This window comes from Chelativorans alearensis (genome assembly GCF_010993735.1).
Lineage (GTDB): Bacteria > Pseudomonadota > Alphaproteobacteria > Rhizobiales > Rhizobiaceae > Chelativorans > Chelativorans alearense.
Genome location: NZ_WQNI01000010.1, coordinates 12,436 through 29,123, shown reverse-complemented (window position 1 = coordinate 29,123; position 16,688 = coordinate 12,436). Strand labels below are relative to the sequence as shown.

Below are 16,688 nucleotides of genomic sequence, written 5' to 3'. Positions count from 1 at the left end.
CTCTTCAACCCGCCGTCGCCAGCTCCTTCTCACGGCCAGGGATGGCCTCGATCAAGGTACGGGTATAGGCATTCCGCGGGCGGTTGAAGATGTCATGCGCAGGCCCGGTCTCGACCAACTCGCCCTTGTGCATCACGGCGATACGGTCGCAGATCTGGGCGGCGACCCGCAAATCGTGGGTGATGAAGATCAAGGCAAGGTCGAGTCGTTCCTTCAGGTCCGCAAGCAGGTCCAGCACCTGCGCCTGGATGGAGACGTCGAGCGCCGAGACGGCTTCGTCGGCGATGATGACGCGCGGCTCGAGCGCCAGCGCCCGTGCAATGCCGACGCGCTGGCGCTGGCCTCCGGAAAACTCGTGCGGGTAGCGGTTGATGGCCGAGACATCCAGCCCGACGAGTTCGAGCAGCCGTGCCGCGCGCTCATAGGCCTCGCGCCGCGCCACGCCATGGGCCATCGGCCCCTCGGCGATGATGCGGCCAATCCTCGCGCGTGGATTGAGCGATGCATAGGGGTCCTGGAAGATCATCTGGATCGAGCCGCGCGCCGCGCGCAGGCGCTCACCCTTGAGATGCGCCATGTCCCGGCCGGCAAGCCGCACTGTGCCCCGATCCGGCTCCATCAGCCGCACCAGGCAGCGCCCAACGCTCGATTTGCCGGAGCCGGATTCCCCGACAATGCCCAAGGTCTCCCCCTCGGCAAGCTGCAGGCTCACATCCTTCACCGCTTCCACGACACGCGGCCTGGAGAACAGGCCGCCGCCCGTACGATACGTCTTGGAGAGGCTTTCGACCTCCAGAACCGGCGGCTTTTCCTTCCGCGCCGGCGCCTGGCCGGCGGCGAGCCTCGGAATGGCGGCGATGAGCTTGCGCGTATAGGCATGCTGCGGATTGTCCAGCACGGCGTCGGCCGTTCCGGTCTCCATGAGCTTGCCGAGCTGCATCACGGCCACCCGGTCGGCGATCTCGGCCACCACGCCGAAATCGTGGGTGATGAACATCACCGCCATGCCGCGCTTGCGCTGCAGGTCGCGAATGAGCTTCAGGATCTGCGCCTGTGTCGTGACATCGAGCGCCGTGGTGGGCTCGTCCGCGATCAGGATCTCCGGTTCGAGCGCCAGCGCCATGGCGATCATGACGCGCTGGCGCTGGCCGCCGGAAAGCTGGAACGGATAGGCCTCTGCCGCCTTTGCCGGATCGGGGATGCCCACTTCCGTCAGGAGTTCCACGGCGCGGGCAGCCCGTGTCTTCGGGCTCAGAAGCCGATGCGCCTCGTAGACCTCGGCGATCTGGTCCTCCACCCGCATGAGCGGGTTGAGCGCCGACATGGGCTCCTGAAAGATCATGGCGAGCTTGCGCCCGCGCAGGTCCATCAGCTCGGCTTCCGTCTTGTCGAGAAGATCGACCCCGCCAAAGACGATCCTGCCGCCTACCGGACGTACGAGATCCGGCAGCAGCCCCATCATGGCGTTGGCCGACATGGATTTGCCGGAGCCGGATTCGCCGACGATGCAGAGGATCTCGCCGGCGAAGAGCTGCAGGCTCACACCATCGACGGCGAATGCCCGTTCCGCCCCTTCCGGCAGGGCAATGGTCAGGTTTTCGATGCTGAGGACCGGTTCCGTCATCGCCATATCCCCTATTTCCCCCGCCGCGCCAGGCGGGGGTTCAGCGCATCGTTCAGCCCCTCGCCGATGAGGTTGAGCGCCAGCACCGTCAAAAGGATCGCCACGCCGGGGAAGAAGGATAGCCACCAGGCCTGCCGGATAACCGTCCGCGCGGCCCCGATCATGTAGCCCCACGACATCATGTTCGGGTCGCCCAGCCCCAGGAAGGAGAGCGAGGATTCCAAGAGAATGGCCGTCGCCACCATCAGCGAGGCAAGCACGATGATGGGCGACAGGGTATTGGGCAGGACCTGCCGCCAGATGATCGCCGCGCTCGTCTGGCCGGATAGGATCGCCGCCTCGATATATTCGCGCGAGCGCAATGACAGCACCTCGCCGCGAACCAGGCGAGCCACGGGCGGCCAGCTCACGATGGCGATCGCGGCGATGATCGACTGGATGTTCGGCTCGAAGATCGCCACCAGCACGATGGCCAGCGCGAAGCTCGGCACCGTCTGGAAGAATTCGGTGAAGCGCATCAGCACATCGTCCGCCGCCCCGCCGAAGTAGCCGGCCAGCGCGCCAATGGGGATGCCGACCAGGAGAGCCGCGACTGTCGAGACGATACCGACGAGAAGCGAGACCTGGGCGCCATAGGCAAGGCCTGCCAATACGTCGCGGCCGAGCGCGTCCGTCCCCAGCGGATACTGGTTCATGGAAAGGGGCGGCAGGAAGGGGCGCTGCACCATCCGCCAGGGCGATTGCGGAAAGAGCATGGGTGCGAGGATCGCCACCAGCACGACCACGGCCAGGATGACGATCCCGATCACCGCGCCGCGATTTCGGCTGAAGCGCTTCCAGAAATCGCTCATGACGCCACCCTGATCCTGGGATCGACGACCCGGTAGAGGATGTCGGTGATGAGATTGAACAGGAGCACCATCGCCGCCGAGACGAAGAAGATGCCAAGAAGCAGGTTGTAGTCGCGCTGGGCCAGCGCCTCGAACATCAGCCGCCCGATGCCGGGCCAGGCGAACACCGTCTCCGTCAGCACCGCCCCGCCGACGAGCTGGCCCGCCTGGAGGCCCGCCAGCGTGACCACCGGCAGCATGGCATTGCGGAAGATGTGCCGGCGCTGGATGATGCCCGGCTTCAGACCCTTGGCCCGCGCGGTCTTCACGAAGTCGAGCCGGCTCACCTCCAGCATGGAGGCCCGCGTCATGCGCATATAAACCGCCATGAAGAAGAGCCCCAACGTGGTGGCTGGCAGGATGAGGTGCTGAGCGATGTCGAGTGCGCGCCTGAAGCCGGTATGGTTCGCACCCACCGTCTCATAGCCGAAGCCCGGCAGCCAGTTGAGGAATACCGAAAAGACGAGCACCGCCATCAGCGCCACCCAGAAGAGCGGCGTGGCGTAGAACAGGAGCGCCAGCGTCGAGATCACCGTGTCCGACCACTTGCCCACCCGCGCCGAGGCCAGAACGCCGGCCAGCGTGCCGAGTACCAGCGCGATGACGAAGGCCGTAAGGGTAAGGAGCAACGTGGCCGGCAGCCGGGCGAAGATGAGATCCGCCACCGGCATCTGCTGGCGGTAGGAGTAGCCGAGATCGAGCTGCAGGACGCCGCCCAGATAGATGCCGAGCTGAGTGAGGAGCGGCTTGTCGAGACCGAACCGCTCGCGCAGTTGTTCGATGAATTGCGCGTCGGCCGCCCCCGCCTCTCCCGCCAGAACCGCGGCCGGATCGCCGGGTGCCGCGTGGATGAGGAAGAAGTTCAGCGTGAGGATTGCGATCAGGATGATCGCCGCCTTCACCAGCCGCATGAGGATGAAGCGTAGCATCGGACCTCTAACGTACAGCGTGCGAATGGAAAGATCGCTCAGGCCGCGCCCAACACCTCCCACATGCGCAACCTCGCTCCCCTCCCCCTTGTGGGAGGGGCTTGGGTGGGGTCGACGTGAAGCGCCACAAGATCAGCGGTTCGCGCCTATTTCTCGATATACGCATCCTTGAAGCCGTCATTGACGCCGATGGCCGTCGTCACGAGATCCTTCACATTGCAGCGGTAGATGGTCGGAAAGCCGAGCTCCAGCAGCCATGCCACGGGCACCTCGTCGGTCAGCACCTGCTGCACCTTGGTGTAGAGCTCCTGCCGCTCCTCGGGCGTCACGGCGACGGCGGCCTGGTCGAACAGCGCGTCCACATCCTCGTTGACGTAGCCTTCGACATTGTTCCACTGCGAGCCCTTGGCGATGTTGGTCGAAACGTAGGTCCGCGCAACGCCCAGCGCCGGATCGCCGTACTGGTAGAGATAGGTGAAGGCGATGTCGTAGTCCCACTCGGCCAGCTTCTGGTTCCAGCCGGCGACGTCGGTAGCGACGATCTCGACCTCGATGCCGACCTCGTCGAGGTTCTGCTTCACGGCCTCGGCCCAGCGCTGCCAGGTCTCGCCATAGGGCAGCGGCAGAAGGCGCACCGGCGCACCGTCATAGCCCATCTCTTCCAAGAGGGCGCGCGCCTTGTCCGGGTCGTAGGCGTATTCCGTCACGTCGTCCGTGTGGAACCGCGTGGACGAGGAGACGGGGCTGTTGGCGATCTTGCCGAGCCCGTTCCACAGCGCGTCGCGGGCGAATTCGCGATCCATGGCATACATCACCGCCTTGCGGAAACGCACGTCCGAGGTCGGTCCCTCGCGGTTGTTGAGCCACATCCAGGAGTGCGGGCCGAAATACTCCCAGCCCTTGTCGGTGATGCACGTGTTCTCCATACCGGCGATGCGCTGCACGTCGAAATTCTCGATCGAGCCGCCGGGCAGGACGTCGACGACGCCGGTTTCATAGGCGACCGCGCGCGAGGCCGCGTCGGGGATCACGTGCCAGTAGATCTCGTCGAGATAGGGCTTGCCCTCCTCGTAATAGTCCTCGTTCTTCGTCAAGAGGATGTGAGAGCCCTTTTCCCATTCCGCGAATTTGAAGGGCCCGGTGCCGATGGGCGTGTTGTTGGCGGGGTTGTTGGCGAAATCCGTGCCTTCATAGATGTGCTTGGGGATCATCGGCATCGTGCCGACCTCGAAGATGCCGATGAAGGGCCCGAAGGGTTGCTTCAGCTTGAAGACCACCGTGTGGTCGTCCGGCGCGCTGATCTCCTCCACGTGCTCGAGCGAAGCGCGCAGGCGCGGGTGGGTCTCGCGCAGGAAAACGTCGGCCGAGAACACCACGTCCGCGGCGGTAAAGGGCTCGCCGTCATGCCATTTGACGTTCTCGTGCAGGTGGAAGGTGTAGGTCAGCCCGTCCTCGGATACCTCCCAGGACGTGGCGAGCTGCGGCATCGGCTTCAGGTCCGTGTCGTAGCGCAACAGGCCCTCGTAGATGTTGCCGGCCACCATCTGCGTGGGTCCGTTCTGCACCAGCCCGACCATCAGGCTCGGCGGCTCCGGCTGGATGACGACATTGGCGCGCCCGCCCGTAACCGGCTCGGCATGGAGCGCCGTCGAGATGAAGAGCGCGGCGGCAAGTAGCGACAGTCGTTTCAGCATGGCTTTCATGTTCCCCTTGGTTTCGCGGGCGGCACGGGCCTTCGCCTCTTCTTCCGCCGATGGCTTTGCTGTGTTCCTGCCTGGCCCCCCGTTCAGTCCAGGAGGTCGGGATAATGCTTGATGGCGAGACGCTGGAAGGCGTCCCATTGCGGGTCCGGCTTGTTGCCCGCGTGATGCTTGTCCCAGCCTTCGCACTGGCGGGCGGTCTTTTCCGCGAGTTCCCGGTCGATAGCCCGCGGCGCGCCGCCCGACGACATGATGGCGAGCTGCGCCCGGCACGCGCGCTCCATATTGAACATCAGCGCGAACGCCTCGCCCACCGTGCGCCCGCAGGTCAGAAGACCGTGGTTGCGCAGGATCATGACCTTGCGGTCGCCGAGATCGCTCACCAGGCGCTCCCGCTCCGAAAGGTCGAGCGCGATCCCCTCGTAGTCGTGGAAGGCTATGCGGTTGAAAAACTGCAGCGACCATTGGTTGAGCGGCAGGATGCCCTCCTCCATGGAGGAGACGGCAACACCCGCCACCGTATGCGTGTGTAAGACGCAGTGCACGTCGGGGCGGGCGGCATGCACGGCGCTATGGATGGTGAAGCCGGCCTTGTTGATGCCGGCGCCGTATTCGTCGCGCAGGATGGCGCCATCGATGTCGACGGTGACGAGGCTGCTGGCCGTCACCTCGTCGAAGCGCAGACCGAAGGGATTGATGAGAAAGGCATGCTCCCCCTCCTCTGCCGGCGCGCGGCTGGAGATGTGGGTGAAGATGCTGTCGTCCATATGGTAATGCGCGATCAGCCGGTAGGCCGCGGCAAGCTCGACGCGCTCGCGCGGCTGTCCGGCGGCGCCGGCCGTATCGGTTCCAAACTGCGATTGAACTCTCATCGACTTTCCCCTGCCCGCCGCGACCGCTGTCGCGCATGTGGGCGTTCTGCTTCGTGATTGCCCAGCCCATCGGGCCGAGTTTGACGTTGCGACAAGCAACCATAGCATCACATAATTGTCAATTTGTCGACAATCGGCACCGCTCCTGCAATAATGATCCTTCAGTGGAGCTCTGGCCGGCAGATTTTTGAGAAGGCCACTGACAAGGGAAATCATGGCAGAAAGCATGTTCTCCGAAATCTCAACCACCGATCTGGTGACGCAGATCTCCAGACAGATCACCGAAGCCATCGTCACCGGCCGGCTGAAGCCGGGCGCGCGCTTGACGGAGCTGCAATTGTCGCGCGAGTTCGGCACTAGTCGCGCACCTGTGCGCGAGGCCGCCCGCCTTCTGGAAAGCCAGGGCCTCGTCGTCTTCAGCCCGCGTCGGGGCTTCTTCGTTCGCACGCTAACTGCTGTCGATCTGCGTGACATTTATGAATTGCGCATCGGCCTCGAACTGCATGCAGCTAGTCTTGCACTAGAGCGAATCGGCCAAGCGGAGGTTGCTGGGCTCGAGCGGCAGATCGAAAAGCTCTACCGGCTGGCCGATGCGGGCTCCGCGGAGAGTCAGATATTCGAGGACTTCGCCTTCCACCGCATGTTGTGCGCGGCAAGCCACAATGCCCGCCTCGTCAAGGTTTATGACGAACTCGCCACCGAGATGCGCGCAGGTATTACGCTGATCGGCAAGCTCTATGATGATCCGCATCGGATTGCCAAAACCCACGAGCCCATTGTGGCGGCGTTGAAAAGGAGCGACCGCAAAGAATTGCTCGGAGCTCTACGCGACCACATCACGGTGGCGCAGGAGGCGGTCGTGGCTTTGTTCCACGGGATCGAGAAAGACGCCACCGACGCCCAAAATGGCCCAATCTGGCACTGCGGTTGAGCAGCGCAGGGAGCGGTAGGGCCACGCGCTTTTTCCCATCTATTGCCCGGTTCTGGGGCCACTGCATGATCCCTTGCGGAATGGCCTTTCAGACTGCTTCGTCCTGGTGGGGGGCCGAGATGGTCGAGGATGCCGAAAAGGTTTTCGCTGATCGTTCCAATCGCTTTGATCCGCATAGAGGAACCGAACACGCCAAGCACGACACCGTGTAGCATTCGGCCAAGGAATATGCCCGCTTCGAAAACGGCACCGTGGTCCACACCTACACGATTGAAAACGTGACGCGGCCGGGCGCTCATGTGGGAAATGCCCAGCTTCTTCAAAAGGGTCGACACATGGCGCTCGTGATAGTCGACGCCGAAGCGCTCCTTGATAACCTTCTGCAGATCGACGCGCCGCCAGCGCCTGAAAACAAGTCTTGAGAGATCGCCGCGGTGGTCGCGGTGAAGTTCGTAATCTCCTTGGCGGCGGTCGGACGCAAAACACCGATGAATCGGCGCTTGACAGCCGCAAAGTCCACAGGAATCAGATCGACGCCAGAGCCAAAAACAACAAAGACTGCTGCCGGCAGCCTAAGTAATTGTTATATATCACATTTTATTGAATTATGACGAAAGTGGTTGCGGGGGTGCGCAACCAAATACGCTCACTTGCGCTGACGGCTTTTCTTGTGCGCCCTCCTACATCATCATACTCTGCGTGCATCACAGCCCCTGCGACCGTTTGATGAACTGGCCCTTGCCGCGTGACGCTCGCGGATGGCAGCGAGGCGGCGTGAAAAATCGGCGGCGGCTCCCTGCTCCCCGACAAGCTGTTTGAGGTCGGCGAGCAAGGCGGTGGCGCGGTCGTAGCCAGAAGCGTTGCGGATCGCGCCTGCGTCAGATTGTCTTCCTGCGGATCGCGTTGTCCCCCGGCGGCCAACCCTGCCCCGCCCGGTAAGCGTGTCCTGGAGCCCTGGATCGTCCCAGCCCCTCATGCAGGCCGCGATGGTTGCGGAAAAGGCGTCATGGAATTCATGCAGAGTTTCTCCCAATGGGCGCATTCGGGATCAATAGTCGGCCAGCGCTCCGGCCACCGGCTTCAGGATCGCCAACGCATCGGCGCCACGTCCCACGGCAAGAAAGGGTTCCGCCGCGCCAATCAACTCTTCGAGCGCGGCTTCATCGACACTCGCGTCCCATTCGTCCCAACGCCGGCGGCCGCGCTTGTAACCCCCTTCGGACAAAAGCGCTTCGGTGCGGCGGCGAAACGGTTCCGGATTGAGCGGCGCACGGGCCTCGTTCAGGAATGTAGCGGCAGGCTTGGCATCGAGCCAGAGGCACCGTCTTGTCATGGTCGTACAGGACCATGCCGCAGACGAATTTGTCGCCGCACGCTGCCTGGAGTTGCTTTAAACCTTTGAAATCCGCCGCCGCCACGGTGGCCAACACTTTGACCTCCACGCCGACTACACGCCCGCGCGTCTCGCCCTGATCGGAACGGCCCTTAACTTGCATGACATCGGCCCGGCGCAGAAGCGCAGTCACGGGTTGGGAGGAGTCGGAAAAAACTTATAACGACGAACCCTTGGCGCAGAAATCTGCAGACCACTGTTCAATGCAGACCGCTACCATCTGCGGCGCGACAATCAAGGTGAGACGCGTGATCTCATCCAGATTGCCGCTCTATAACCATCGGAATCCTCGATCTAAAAGGTGCGGTTGCGCGCCATCACCAGTCATTCACAGCGCGCCTCGTTAGGGGGGCCTTCGACCAGTTTAACGCTATGCCGATCTTGCGGAGCGCACCGACGTATGGCTGCACATTGACGGAGCTTTCGGGCCGTGGGCGCGGGCTACACCGGATCTCAAAATGCCGGCCGCCGGCGCCGAGCGTGCCGACTCCTTGGCCGAGCGAGATCAGGGGGTTGGTTGCTGCTGATTTCTGCCTAATCGTCAGTTCGGGCGCTGACTTCTTCGCACGGAGACTCAATGCTTCCGCGCCTGCACCAGATAAGCTTCAATCTCGGCTTCGCCGAGCCACTTCATGGCTTCGAGCCGATGCAATCCCTCGACCAGCACATAGCGTTTGCCGTCGCTACGCAACTGGATCGGCATTTTCATTCCGTTCTCCAGGACATCTTCAGCGAGCAGCCTCACCGTCTCTGGATGCAGCGTCCTCCGCCGCGCGGTTGGCACATAGATGTCGTCGATCCTGACTTTATGAATGCGGAGCATGAGTCTCTTCACCGGTAAAGCGCCCTCGCCCGTGGATAGCGCGTTCAGACTACGCAGCGCTGGTATTATCTCTGGCTCGTCAGCTTTCTCCGAGATGATCTTTCTTCGGTCCCTCCATGGGCTCGCTCGGACGATCCTCAACGAGGAACTTCGATCTTACCCATTCCGAGAACTTGCCCTGCTTGATGCCATTCTCAGCGGTGCAGTCACTGGGGCCTGATTCGACATACAGAGACTTTCCATCGAAGCACCCTGCCGCCTTTTGGCGTGAAACCCGCGACCAGCCGTTGGATGTTTCGAGAACCGGTAGGGTCTCTCGAAAGAAGAAACGGCCGACGATCCCGCACTGTGTTGAAGGGCATGTGAAGCGTCTCAGGTCTTCAACTGCGACCCACATCCGCGAATCTGCCAATGCGGGAAATGCGCCAGAAACAACTGCCGCCAACCCAACAGCGCCATAGGCGAATGATAGTTGGTTTCGCATAAACTCGATCCCGGGTTCGTGTGCTGCAGGAGCATACATGGAACCCTCCGCAGTGCACAGCATGCGCGAAAACTGTCTTTACCTCCGCCCCCATTTCCATCAAAAATCAAAGATCTCGCCGAGCAGCGATTTCTTCTTCTTGCGGGGATGCTGCGAACCGTATTGGCGCTCGTCGTGATGTCGTCCCTCGTCGCGATCACGTGACCGCTGCTCAAATTGCCCAGGCAATGCTTCATTGGCGGAGCGCTCAATAATCTTGTCAAGCTCTCCGCGATCGAGCCAGACGCCGCGGCACTTCGGGCAGTAGTCAATCTCGATGCCCTGACGTTCACTCGAAACCAACTCAGATCCGTCGATTGGGCACTGCATTTGTGTTTCCTTCTGATGAGCATCGGAGGAGACCACACATGGGCCCTTACCGACAACAGCGCCACCTCGTCGATGAATACTTGATCGCCAAGCATGTCTAAGGAACGCCGCAGAACCGCCTAATAGGCGAAGGCGTGGAAGCTGGCACTCCACACCCCGCCTCGATTGGCTAGCGCTAGCACGTCAGTGGACCTGGCCCACTATTGTCCATGTGGCGGCACTGGTGCGGCGTTTGTTCTGTCATTGCTCTTGCTATCGAGCCGCTTCCGACCGCGGGGCGGATTGAGCAGCCATCCTATCAGATGGGGACCGCGGCTCGCAGCGTCGATCATCAGCGTCTCGGCAGCCAGCGGCCAGGGGGCACGACCATGGACGCCTGTGAGACTGTCTCCTCTCCATGACACCGCCGGTGCGGTTTCCTGGAGACCACGAGGCGCTAGTGAACCTCCTCGATGAACTGGTGCTGTTTCCGACTAGCCTGTCGCCCGCGCTTGCCGAAACGAGACAAGGCGTTTGGTGCTTTCATCCCACAGCACCAGTTTGACGCAGCTCAGGCTCTGGAGAAAGGTGATGCGGCCCATGTCGCGCAGATCGGGATGGTCTCGCAGCACCTCCGGCAGACGATAAAACGGTACCTTGGCCGATAAGTGGTGCACATGGTGGATGCCTATATTCCCTGTGAGCCAGCGCAGCGGGAACGGAAGATCGTAGTGTGAACTGCCGTGCAGCGCTGCGTGCTGAAAGTTCCAATCGTCGCCCTCGGACCAGTGCGTTCCCTCGAACTGATGCTGAACGTAAAACAGCCAGACGCCCGCTGTGGCCGCCATCAGCGTGATCGGCACCTGCACCAGGAGAAAGGGGCCGACCCCAACAAGCCACATCAGGCTCGCGACCGGGAGAGCGACACCGAGGTTGGTGGCGATCGTCGACGTCCACGGCTGTACTCCGGCGCGCATGAGGCCGAAAGGCAATCGATACTGACAAATGAACAGCCAGGCGGGGCCGAGACCGAACATCACCAGGGGATGGCGATAGAGCCGGTAGCGTGCGCGGCCCCACCAGAGCAAAGCACGATATTCCCGGACCGTGAGGGTGTTGACATCGCCGATCCCCCGCTTGTCGAGATTGCCTGCCGTTGCATGATGGACGGCATGAGTGCGACGCCAATAGTCGTAGGGCGTGAGCGTAAAAACGCCGATGACGCGACCGATCCAGTCGTTGATGCTGCGTCGGGCGAATAAGGTGCCGTGGCCGCAATCGTGCTGCAGGATGAAAAGACGGACCAGAAAGCCGGCTGCCGGGATCGTCAGCAAGAGGCCCCACCAGTAGCCGTGCACGACAGCGACCGCTGCCAAAGCCCATAAGGCGACAAAAGGGAATGCCGTGGCGGCTATTTCGACCATGCTCCGGGCCGGGCTCGGTTGTCTGTACTGTGCGAGAACCGCAGTCCAGGAGCGCCCCTTCCGCTCAATGGAGGCGCCATTGGCAACTTTACTTTTCACAAGATCTCCAAGGTTAGATATGCGCCCGGGCAGGACGCGTGTTAACAATCAGGAACGTATGCGGTGCTCAGGCTGCACGGCGGGAAGCGAACCCTTCCGGCTGAAAGCAAAAAGGCCGGGCAGAAGCCCGACCTCTCTTCTCGTCTCGACGATCCGTGCCAGGTACATCCGTGGGCACGGCTCGAAGACGAATGCTTATGCAGCCTGCAGGTTTTCCGCGGCGCTCTTGCCCGAGCGGTTGTCCCTGACGACGTCGAAGCTCAGCTTCTGGCCTTCCACGATAGTGCGCATGCCGGCGCGCTCGACGGCGGAGATATGAACGAAGACGTCCGAAGCGCCATCATCGGGCTGGATGAAGCCGAAGCCTTTGGTGGCATTGAAGAACTTTACGGTTCCGATGGTCATGACGATTTCCTTTCAATCGGTCTCGGTTTAATGCCCGCCACGCCGAATGCGCGATGGTGCATTTGAGTCGATTTTGACAGGAAGATCGCCATCGGCGCGGCTTCCGCACCGCAACAAAGTTCGGCAATCAAGATCGATGCTGGCTAGATAGGCACCGCCAGTGTTCAAAACAAGGCGCCGGGATTGGAATCTCTCACGTGGGTCGATCGACGATCACGTGCTGCGGAAATCGGACCGTCAATGGCGCCACTCGGATTGCGGCGGCGGGTTGCCTGCGACATCGGCGTGAGCAGCGTCACTGGCCGCAGGCAGATGCTTTTCCGAGAAGCGAAGGCGGAGCCCGTCATCGGTCAGGAGATGGAGATCCTCGCGCCCGAATACCTGCCGCAGCGTGTCGGGAGGCATGCAGATTTCGCCGCTGCTGATCACTTCCCCCCGGCTCCTTCGGGAAACAGTCAAAATCATAGTTCGCACGGGCAAGTGTTTTGCTCCCGCATTTCAAGGCGCCGGCTCCGTGAATTCCACTAAGATACTCCATGAACGCCTATTCCTTGAGCGATCGGCATGTGAGTGCATCCGCGTCCAGAGCCACGGTCAATTCCTCCGGGTCGACTTCGACGACCTGATGTCGGCCGCTTTGGACGGAAATCGCCGGAGTGTGCAGCATCGTAGCCGTGCGCCGGTAGGCAAGAAAGGAAAGACCCAAGATCTCCTCCTCCTCAATTACGAGGCGATAGGTTCCTGCAGCCTGCCGAGCGTCAAAGGCGCTCAACATGAACGGTTGCCTGAACGTGACCTCTGTATCGGTGGTGCGAACGGTCATGGCAGAATCCATTGCTTCTTTCGTGTTCTCGTCGGGGAGGTCTGGGAGCCACCGGCTTACCGGAAATCCGCTGCCGTTAACACATACACGGTCCTGCGGGCGCTCCCGTATATTTCACGCGCGACATCGTGGATCATGGCGCGCGCTGCATCGAACGCGGCCAGATAATGCACCTCGCCGGCGGCTGCGGTGGAGAGCGCATCAGTCTCGACGAAGAAGGGCACCTCGAACATTCCATCATGGCCGATGAAGCGAACGCGCTGCCCGGCTTCGTCATAGCTGCGGCTTCTATTGGGAAAAGTGAGCGTCATGATTGTGTATCTCCATCGCGTAGGCAGTGGGGCGTCAACGGCTCGTAGGTCCTTGGCACGCCCTGTGAGCGGGCTGGATATGGCGCCACAGCGTAACGTCCCGGCGCTTCACACCGGGGCCTAGCACCGTAACCCACCGACCCGAAGGCCTTCATCCATGTGCGTGTGGTGGAACACGGCGGACACAGCGTAAGCCTTATTTCTTCGCCTTACCGCGCAATGCGCTGCTGGTCGCCTGCTTGACCTGAGAGCCAAGAGGTGTGTCCACCTTCACGGCCGCCTTTTCCTTCTTCGGCTTTCTCGCTTCGCGGTTGCTGCGTTGCTGTCCTTTGGCCATGTGTAAATTCCTTCTAGTCGTGTGCAGCGTCGCCGGAGGCTTGCTGTACTTTTATCTCTTCGAGACTATCTTCTGTCGTCACACGGTCGTGACGCTCGTCGTCGTTGCGGATGCGGTATTGAAGCGAATTGTCCCTCGCCGGCAGGGTTGCGGTGATGTGATAGATTTTGGCCGTGTCGGGTGAAAGACTGAACCTGTTGCTCATACGGACATGTTGTCCGATGGCGAAGCGGTGGCTTGACATGTTTCTCACCTGACATGCCCTCTGTCCGTAGATTAACCTGTCCCAAACGGGCGGGTGCATATTGCTGTTCATGGCAATCCGGCCATTTCCGGCCGATACCGTGCTGCTCAGTAACCCATTCCACCCATATTGCCCCCGCCAGCCATGACCGGGGCGTCCTTCTGTGGAATGTCGGCAACCATCGCCTCGGTCGTGACCAGAAGTGCTGCGATGGAACCGGCATCCTGCAGGGCCGTACGAACGACCTTGGCCGGATCGACGATGCCAGCCTCGATCATGTCGACATAGAGTCCGGTTTGCGCGTTGAAGCCCATATTGGGATCCTTCGCGTCCATCAGCCGGCCGACGACGATCGAGCCTTCGACGCCGGAATTATCGGCGATCTGCCGGACAGGTGCTTCAAGCGCCCTCAGCACGATCGAAATGCCTGCGGTCACGTCGGCATTTGTTCCCGTGAGGCCGGCCAGAGCTGCCTTGGCGCGCAGAAGCGCCACGCCGCCACCAGGCACAACACCTTCCTCCACCGCAGCGCGGGTGGCATTCAGCGCATCGTCGATACGGTCTTTCTTTTCCTTGACCTCGATCTCGGTCGCGCCACCGACGCGAATGACCGCAACACCGCCGGCAAGCTTGGCGAGCCGCTCCTGGAGTTTCTCCTTGTCGTAGTCCGAGGTGGTCTCCTCGATCTGCGCCTTGATTTGCTGGATACGGGCGGCAATATCGGCTTTCTCGCCAGCACCATCGACAACAGTTGTGGTGTCCTTCTCGATCAGGACGCGCTTGGCGCGGCCCAGCATGTCGAGCATGACATTCTCAAGCTTGATGCCGAGATCCTCGGAGATCATCTGACCGGCTGTCAGCACCGCGATATCCTCCAGCATCGCCTTGCGGCGGTCACCGAAGCCCGGCGCCTTGACGGCGGCAACCTTCAGGCCGCCGCGCAGCTTGTTGACGACGAGCGTGGCGAGCGCCTCGCCTTCGACGTCCTCGGAGATGATAAGGAGTGGTTTGCCCGTCTGCACGACGGCTTCGAGGATCGGCAGCATCGCCTGCAGATTGCCGAGCTTCTTCTCGTGAATGAGGATGTAGGGCTCTTCGAGTTCCGCCCGCATCTTCTCGGCATTGGTGACGAAATAGGGAGAAAGATAGCCGCGATCGAACTGCATGCCTTCGACGACGTCGAGTTCGGTCTCGGCGGTCCTGGCCTCCTCGACCGTGATCACGCCTTCGTTGCCGACTCTGTCCATCGCCTTGGCGATCATCTCACCCACGGAGGCATCGCCATTCGCGGCGATCGTGCCGACTTGGGCGATCTCGCCGGAGGATTTGACCTTCTTGGCGCGATCCTCGATATCCTTGACCACGGCGGCGACCGCAAGGTCGATACCGCGCTTCAGATCCATCGGGTTCATCCCCGCAGCCACCAGCTTGGCGCCCTCGCGGAGGATGGATGCAGCAAGCACCGTCGCCGTTGTGGTGCCGTCGCCGGCGAGGTCGTTGGTCTTCGAGGCCACTTCGCGCACCATCTGCGCGCCCATGTTCTCGAACTTGTCCTCGAGCTCGATTTCCTTGGCGACGGTCACCCCGTCCTTTGTGATGCGCGGGGCGCCATAGGCCTTGTCGATGATGACATTGCGGCCTTTGGGGCCGAGCGTCACCTTGACGGCGTTGTTCAGAAGCTCGACACCGCGAAGCATTCGATCGCGCGCATCGGTGCCAAACTTGATTTCCTTGGAAGACATGACTTTCGATCCGTTCGTTCTTGAAACTGCGTACGTGGAAATCGCCCGGTCAGGCGGCCTTTTCGGCCGCCACCGTCGTCTCAATGATGCCCATGATGTCGGCCTCCTTCATGATTAGGAGATCTTCGCCTTCGACCCTGATCTCGGTGCCGGACCATTTGCCGAAGAGAACAGCGTCGCCTGCCTTCACGTTGAGCGGAATGAGCTGGCCGCCTTCGTCGCGGAGGCCCGGGCCGACGGCGACCACTTCGCCTTCCTGTGGTTTTTCCTTCGCGTTATCGGGGATAATGATCCCGCCCTGGGATTTGTCATTGCCTTCGGCGCGCCGAATGACGACGCGGTCGTGAAGGGGCCGGAATTTCATGGAGGGTTCTTTCTGCGGCCGGGTATAGGGGGCCACACCTTTTATATAGACTCTTTGGCAGTCGAATAACAGGAGTGCCAAAAACAATCTTCTCGGCAGAAAAAACTCCGAGCGTTCCAGCAAGCCCTCGATCGATAATTTCTCAGAAGAATTTCAATAATTCGGGCGTCGATTCACAATGAAGGAAGAGATCTCTCTCACCGCACGAGCATAGGTTGGAACCAGTATGCTATCGGATTTGTCTCGCTTGCCATTGTATTTCCAGCCTTGTCTCCGTATTCATCGCCCGAACAGAGGAAGGATTCAGCATGGCACGAGCACCGAATTATAATCACGAGCGCAAGGAACGCGACCGCATCAAGGCAGCGAAGAAAGCCGAGAAGCTGGCAGCCAAGGCGGCCGCAAAAGAGCGCCCGGCCCAGACGGAACAGAGCGAAGCTGAAGGCTCGAACTAAAAGTCGGTAAAGCTAGCTCTCGAAGAGTTCGGACGCTCTTTCTTGATAGATCAACGGCAGCTTTCCATTCCGGGTACACGTATGCGCGAAGGTCCGCTGTCGATAACTTTCAGGGACCGCTGGCACCTCACGAGGATCTTTCGCGATCCCCTGCTTGTGTAGGGACCACCGTTGCCGTCCTGCCCCGGTCAATAACCCGTTTTTAACGCGCAAATGGAACGCGTCACGATCAGCCTCCGGCGAACTTTTCTCTGTGGCGACACCAGAGTCAGGCAACGAGGATCGCCCTTTAGCAGCCTAAGTGCTTGCTAGATCTCACATTTTATTGAGTTATGACGAAAGTGGTTGCGGGGGCCTGCAATCATCTTTACTTGCGATCATCGCAGCTATCCAATGCTCTACTGAAAATTCTTCTCACGTACGGTCGCAACGGACTATTTCGTACTGCCGCGTAGAACTTTATAGCCAGAATACGCACAAGGCTTAGAGC

Annotated in this window: 20 protein-coding genes and 1 pseudogene; 2 read left to right on the top strand and 19 right to left on the bottom strand. The window is 61.1% G+C overall.

What is annotated here, in order from left to right; all coding sequences use genetic code 11:
- Window positions 1-4 precede the first annotated feature (4 nt).
- The 5 genes from GPJ75_RS16120 to GPJ75_RS16100 form a co-directional block, all read right to left on the bottom strand.
- Complete coding sequence (locus GPJ75_RS16120; RefSeq protein WP_163269362.1) at window positions 5-1,624, bottom strand: ABC transporter ATP-binding protein; 1,620 nt, start codon at window positions 1,622-1,624, stop codon at window positions 5-7.
- 11 nt (window positions 1,625-1,635) lie between these two features.
- Complete coding sequence (locus GPJ75_RS16115) at window positions 1,636-2,475, bottom strand: ABC transporter permease (protein WP_163269361.1); 840 nt, start codon at window positions 2,473-2,475, stop codon at window positions 1,636-1,638.
- Complete coding sequence (locus tag GPJ75_RS16110; RefSeq protein WP_163269360.1) at window positions 2,472-3,443, bottom strand: ABC transporter permease; 972 nt, start codon at window positions 3,441-3,443, stop codon at window positions 2,472-2,474. Before GPJ75_RS16110 ends, GPJ75_RS16115 begins: the two co-directional genes overlap by 4 nt.
- A gap of 146 nt (window positions 3,444-3,589) precedes the next feature.
- Window positions 3,590-5,137, bottom strand: a complete 1,548-nt coding sequence (locus tag GPJ75_RS16105) for an ABC transporter substrate-binding protein (protein WP_163269359.1) — start codon at window positions 5,135-5,137, stop codon at window positions 3,590-3,592.
- Between the two features lie 92 nt (window positions 5,138-5,229).
- Window positions 5,230-6,015 (bottom strand): class II aldolase/adducin family protein, encoded by a 786-nt coding sequence (locus GPJ75_RS16100; protein ID WP_163269358.1) that lies wholly within the window; start codon window positions 6,013-6,015, stop codon window positions 5,230-5,232.
- 214 nt (window positions 6,016-6,229) lie between these two features.
- On the opposite strand from GPJ75_RS16100, the gene GPJ75_RS16095 reads away from it, so the two are divergent.
- Window positions 6,230-6,946 carry a GntR family transcriptional regulator gene (locus tag GPJ75_RS16095; RefSeq protein ID WP_163269357.1) on the top strand — a complete coding sequence of 239 codons (717 nt, stop codon included), beginning with the start codon at window positions 6,230-6,232 and terminating at the stop codon, window positions 6,944-6,946.
- A gap of 257 nt (window positions 6,947-7,203) precedes the next feature.
- On the opposite strand, the pseudogene GPJ75_RS16090 reads toward GPJ75_RS16095, so the two are convergent.
- The 14 genes and pseudogenes from GPJ75_RS16090 to GPJ75_RS16025 all read right to left on the bottom strand — a co-directional run.
- Window positions 7,204-7,350, bottom strand: a pseudogene (locus tag GPJ75_RS16090) (helix-turn-helix domain-containing protein); the annotation flags it as partial.
- A 644-nt stretch (window positions 7,351-7,994) separates the two neighbouring features.
- Entirely contained in the window at window positions 7,995-8,279 is a 285-nt protein-coding gene (locus GPJ75_RS16085) for a hypothetical protein (protein ID WP_163269356.1), read from the bottom strand.
- Window positions 8,280-8,913: 634 nt separating this feature from the next.
- Window positions 8,914-9,162, bottom strand: a complete 249-nt coding sequence (locus GPJ75_RS16080) for a ParB N-terminal domain-containing protein (RefSeq protein WP_163269553.1) — start codon at window positions 9,160-9,162, stop codon at window positions 8,914-8,916.
- 79 nt (window positions 9,163-9,241) lie between these two features.
- Complete coding sequence (locus tag GPJ75_RS16075; RefSeq protein WP_163269355.1) at window positions 9,242-9,685, bottom strand: hypothetical protein; 444 nt, start codon at window positions 9,683-9,685, stop codon at window positions 9,242-9,244.
- Between the two features lie 60 nt (window positions 9,686-9,745).
- A complete protein-coding gene (locus GPJ75_RS16070; protein WP_163269354.1) occupies window positions 9,746-10,015 on the bottom strand; it encodes a TFIIB-type zinc ribbon-containing protein in 270 nt (89 codons plus the stop codon).
- 473 nt (window positions 10,016-10,488) lie between these two features.
- Window positions 10,489-11,517 carry a fatty acid desaturase gene (locus GPJ75_RS16065; protein WP_246249085.1) on the bottom strand — a complete coding sequence of 343 codons (1,029 nt, stop codon included), beginning with the start codon at window positions 11,515-11,517 and terminating at the stop codon, window positions 10,489-10,491.
- A gap of 195 nt (window positions 11,518-11,712) precedes the next feature.
- Window positions 11,713-11,922, bottom strand: coding sequence for a cold-shock protein (locus tag GPJ75_RS16060; protein ID WP_163269352.1), 210 nt, complete (start codon window positions 11,920-11,922; stop codon window positions 11,713-11,715).
- A gap of 237 nt (window positions 11,923-12,159) precedes the next feature.
- Window positions 12,160-12,351 carry a hypothetical protein gene (locus tag GPJ75_RS27405; protein ID WP_246249084.1) on the bottom strand — a complete coding sequence of 64 codons (192 nt, stop codon included), beginning with the start codon at window positions 12,349-12,351 and terminating at the stop codon, window positions 12,160-12,162.
- Between the two features lie 115 nt (window positions 12,352-12,466).
- Entirely contained in the window at window positions 12,467-12,745 is a 279-nt protein-coding gene (locus GPJ75_RS16050; RefSeq protein ID WP_163269351.1) for a hypothetical protein, read from the bottom strand.
- Between the two features lie 56 nt (window positions 12,746-12,801).
- On the bottom strand, window positions 12,802-13,056 hold the full coding sequence (locus tag GPJ75_RS16045; protein ID WP_163269350.1) for a DUF1488 family protein: 255 nt from the start codon (window positions 13,054-13,056) through the stop codon (window positions 12,802-12,804).
- A 196-nt stretch (window positions 13,057-13,252) separates the two neighbouring features.
- Window positions 13,253-13,393: a hypothetical protein gene (locus GPJ75_RS16040; protein ID WP_163269349.1), complete on the bottom strand. Its 141-nt coding sequence runs from the start codon at window positions 13,391-13,393 to the stop codon at window positions 13,253-13,255.
- A gap of 13 nt (window positions 13,394-13,406) precedes the next feature.
- A complete protein-coding gene (locus tag GPJ75_RS16035; protein WP_163269348.1) occupies window positions 13,407-13,637 on the bottom strand; it encodes a hypothetical protein in 231 nt (76 codons plus the stop codon).
- A gap of 107 nt (window positions 13,638-13,744) precedes the next feature.
- Window positions 13,745-15,379 carry a chaperonin GroEL gene (groL, locus tag GPJ75_RS16030; protein ID WP_163269347.1) on the bottom strand — a complete coding sequence of 545 codons (1,635 nt, stop codon included), beginning with the start codon at window positions 15,377-15,379 and terminating at the stop codon, window positions 13,745-13,747.
- 49 nt (window positions 15,380-15,428) lie between these two features.
- Window positions 15,429-15,743: a co-chaperone GroES gene (locus GPJ75_RS16025; protein ID WP_163269552.1), complete on the bottom strand. Its 315-nt coding sequence runs from the start codon at window positions 15,741-15,743 to the stop codon at window positions 15,429-15,431.
- 308 nt (window positions 15,744-16,051) lie between these two features.
- On the opposite strand from GPJ75_RS16025, the gene GPJ75_RS16020 reads away from it, so the two are divergent.
- Window positions 16,052-16,198: a hypothetical protein gene (locus GPJ75_RS16020; protein ID WP_163269346.1), complete on the top strand. Its 147-nt coding sequence runs from the start codon at window positions 16,052-16,054 to the stop codon at window positions 16,196-16,198.
- The last annotated feature ends 490 nt before the right edge of the window (window positions 16,199-16,688 follow it).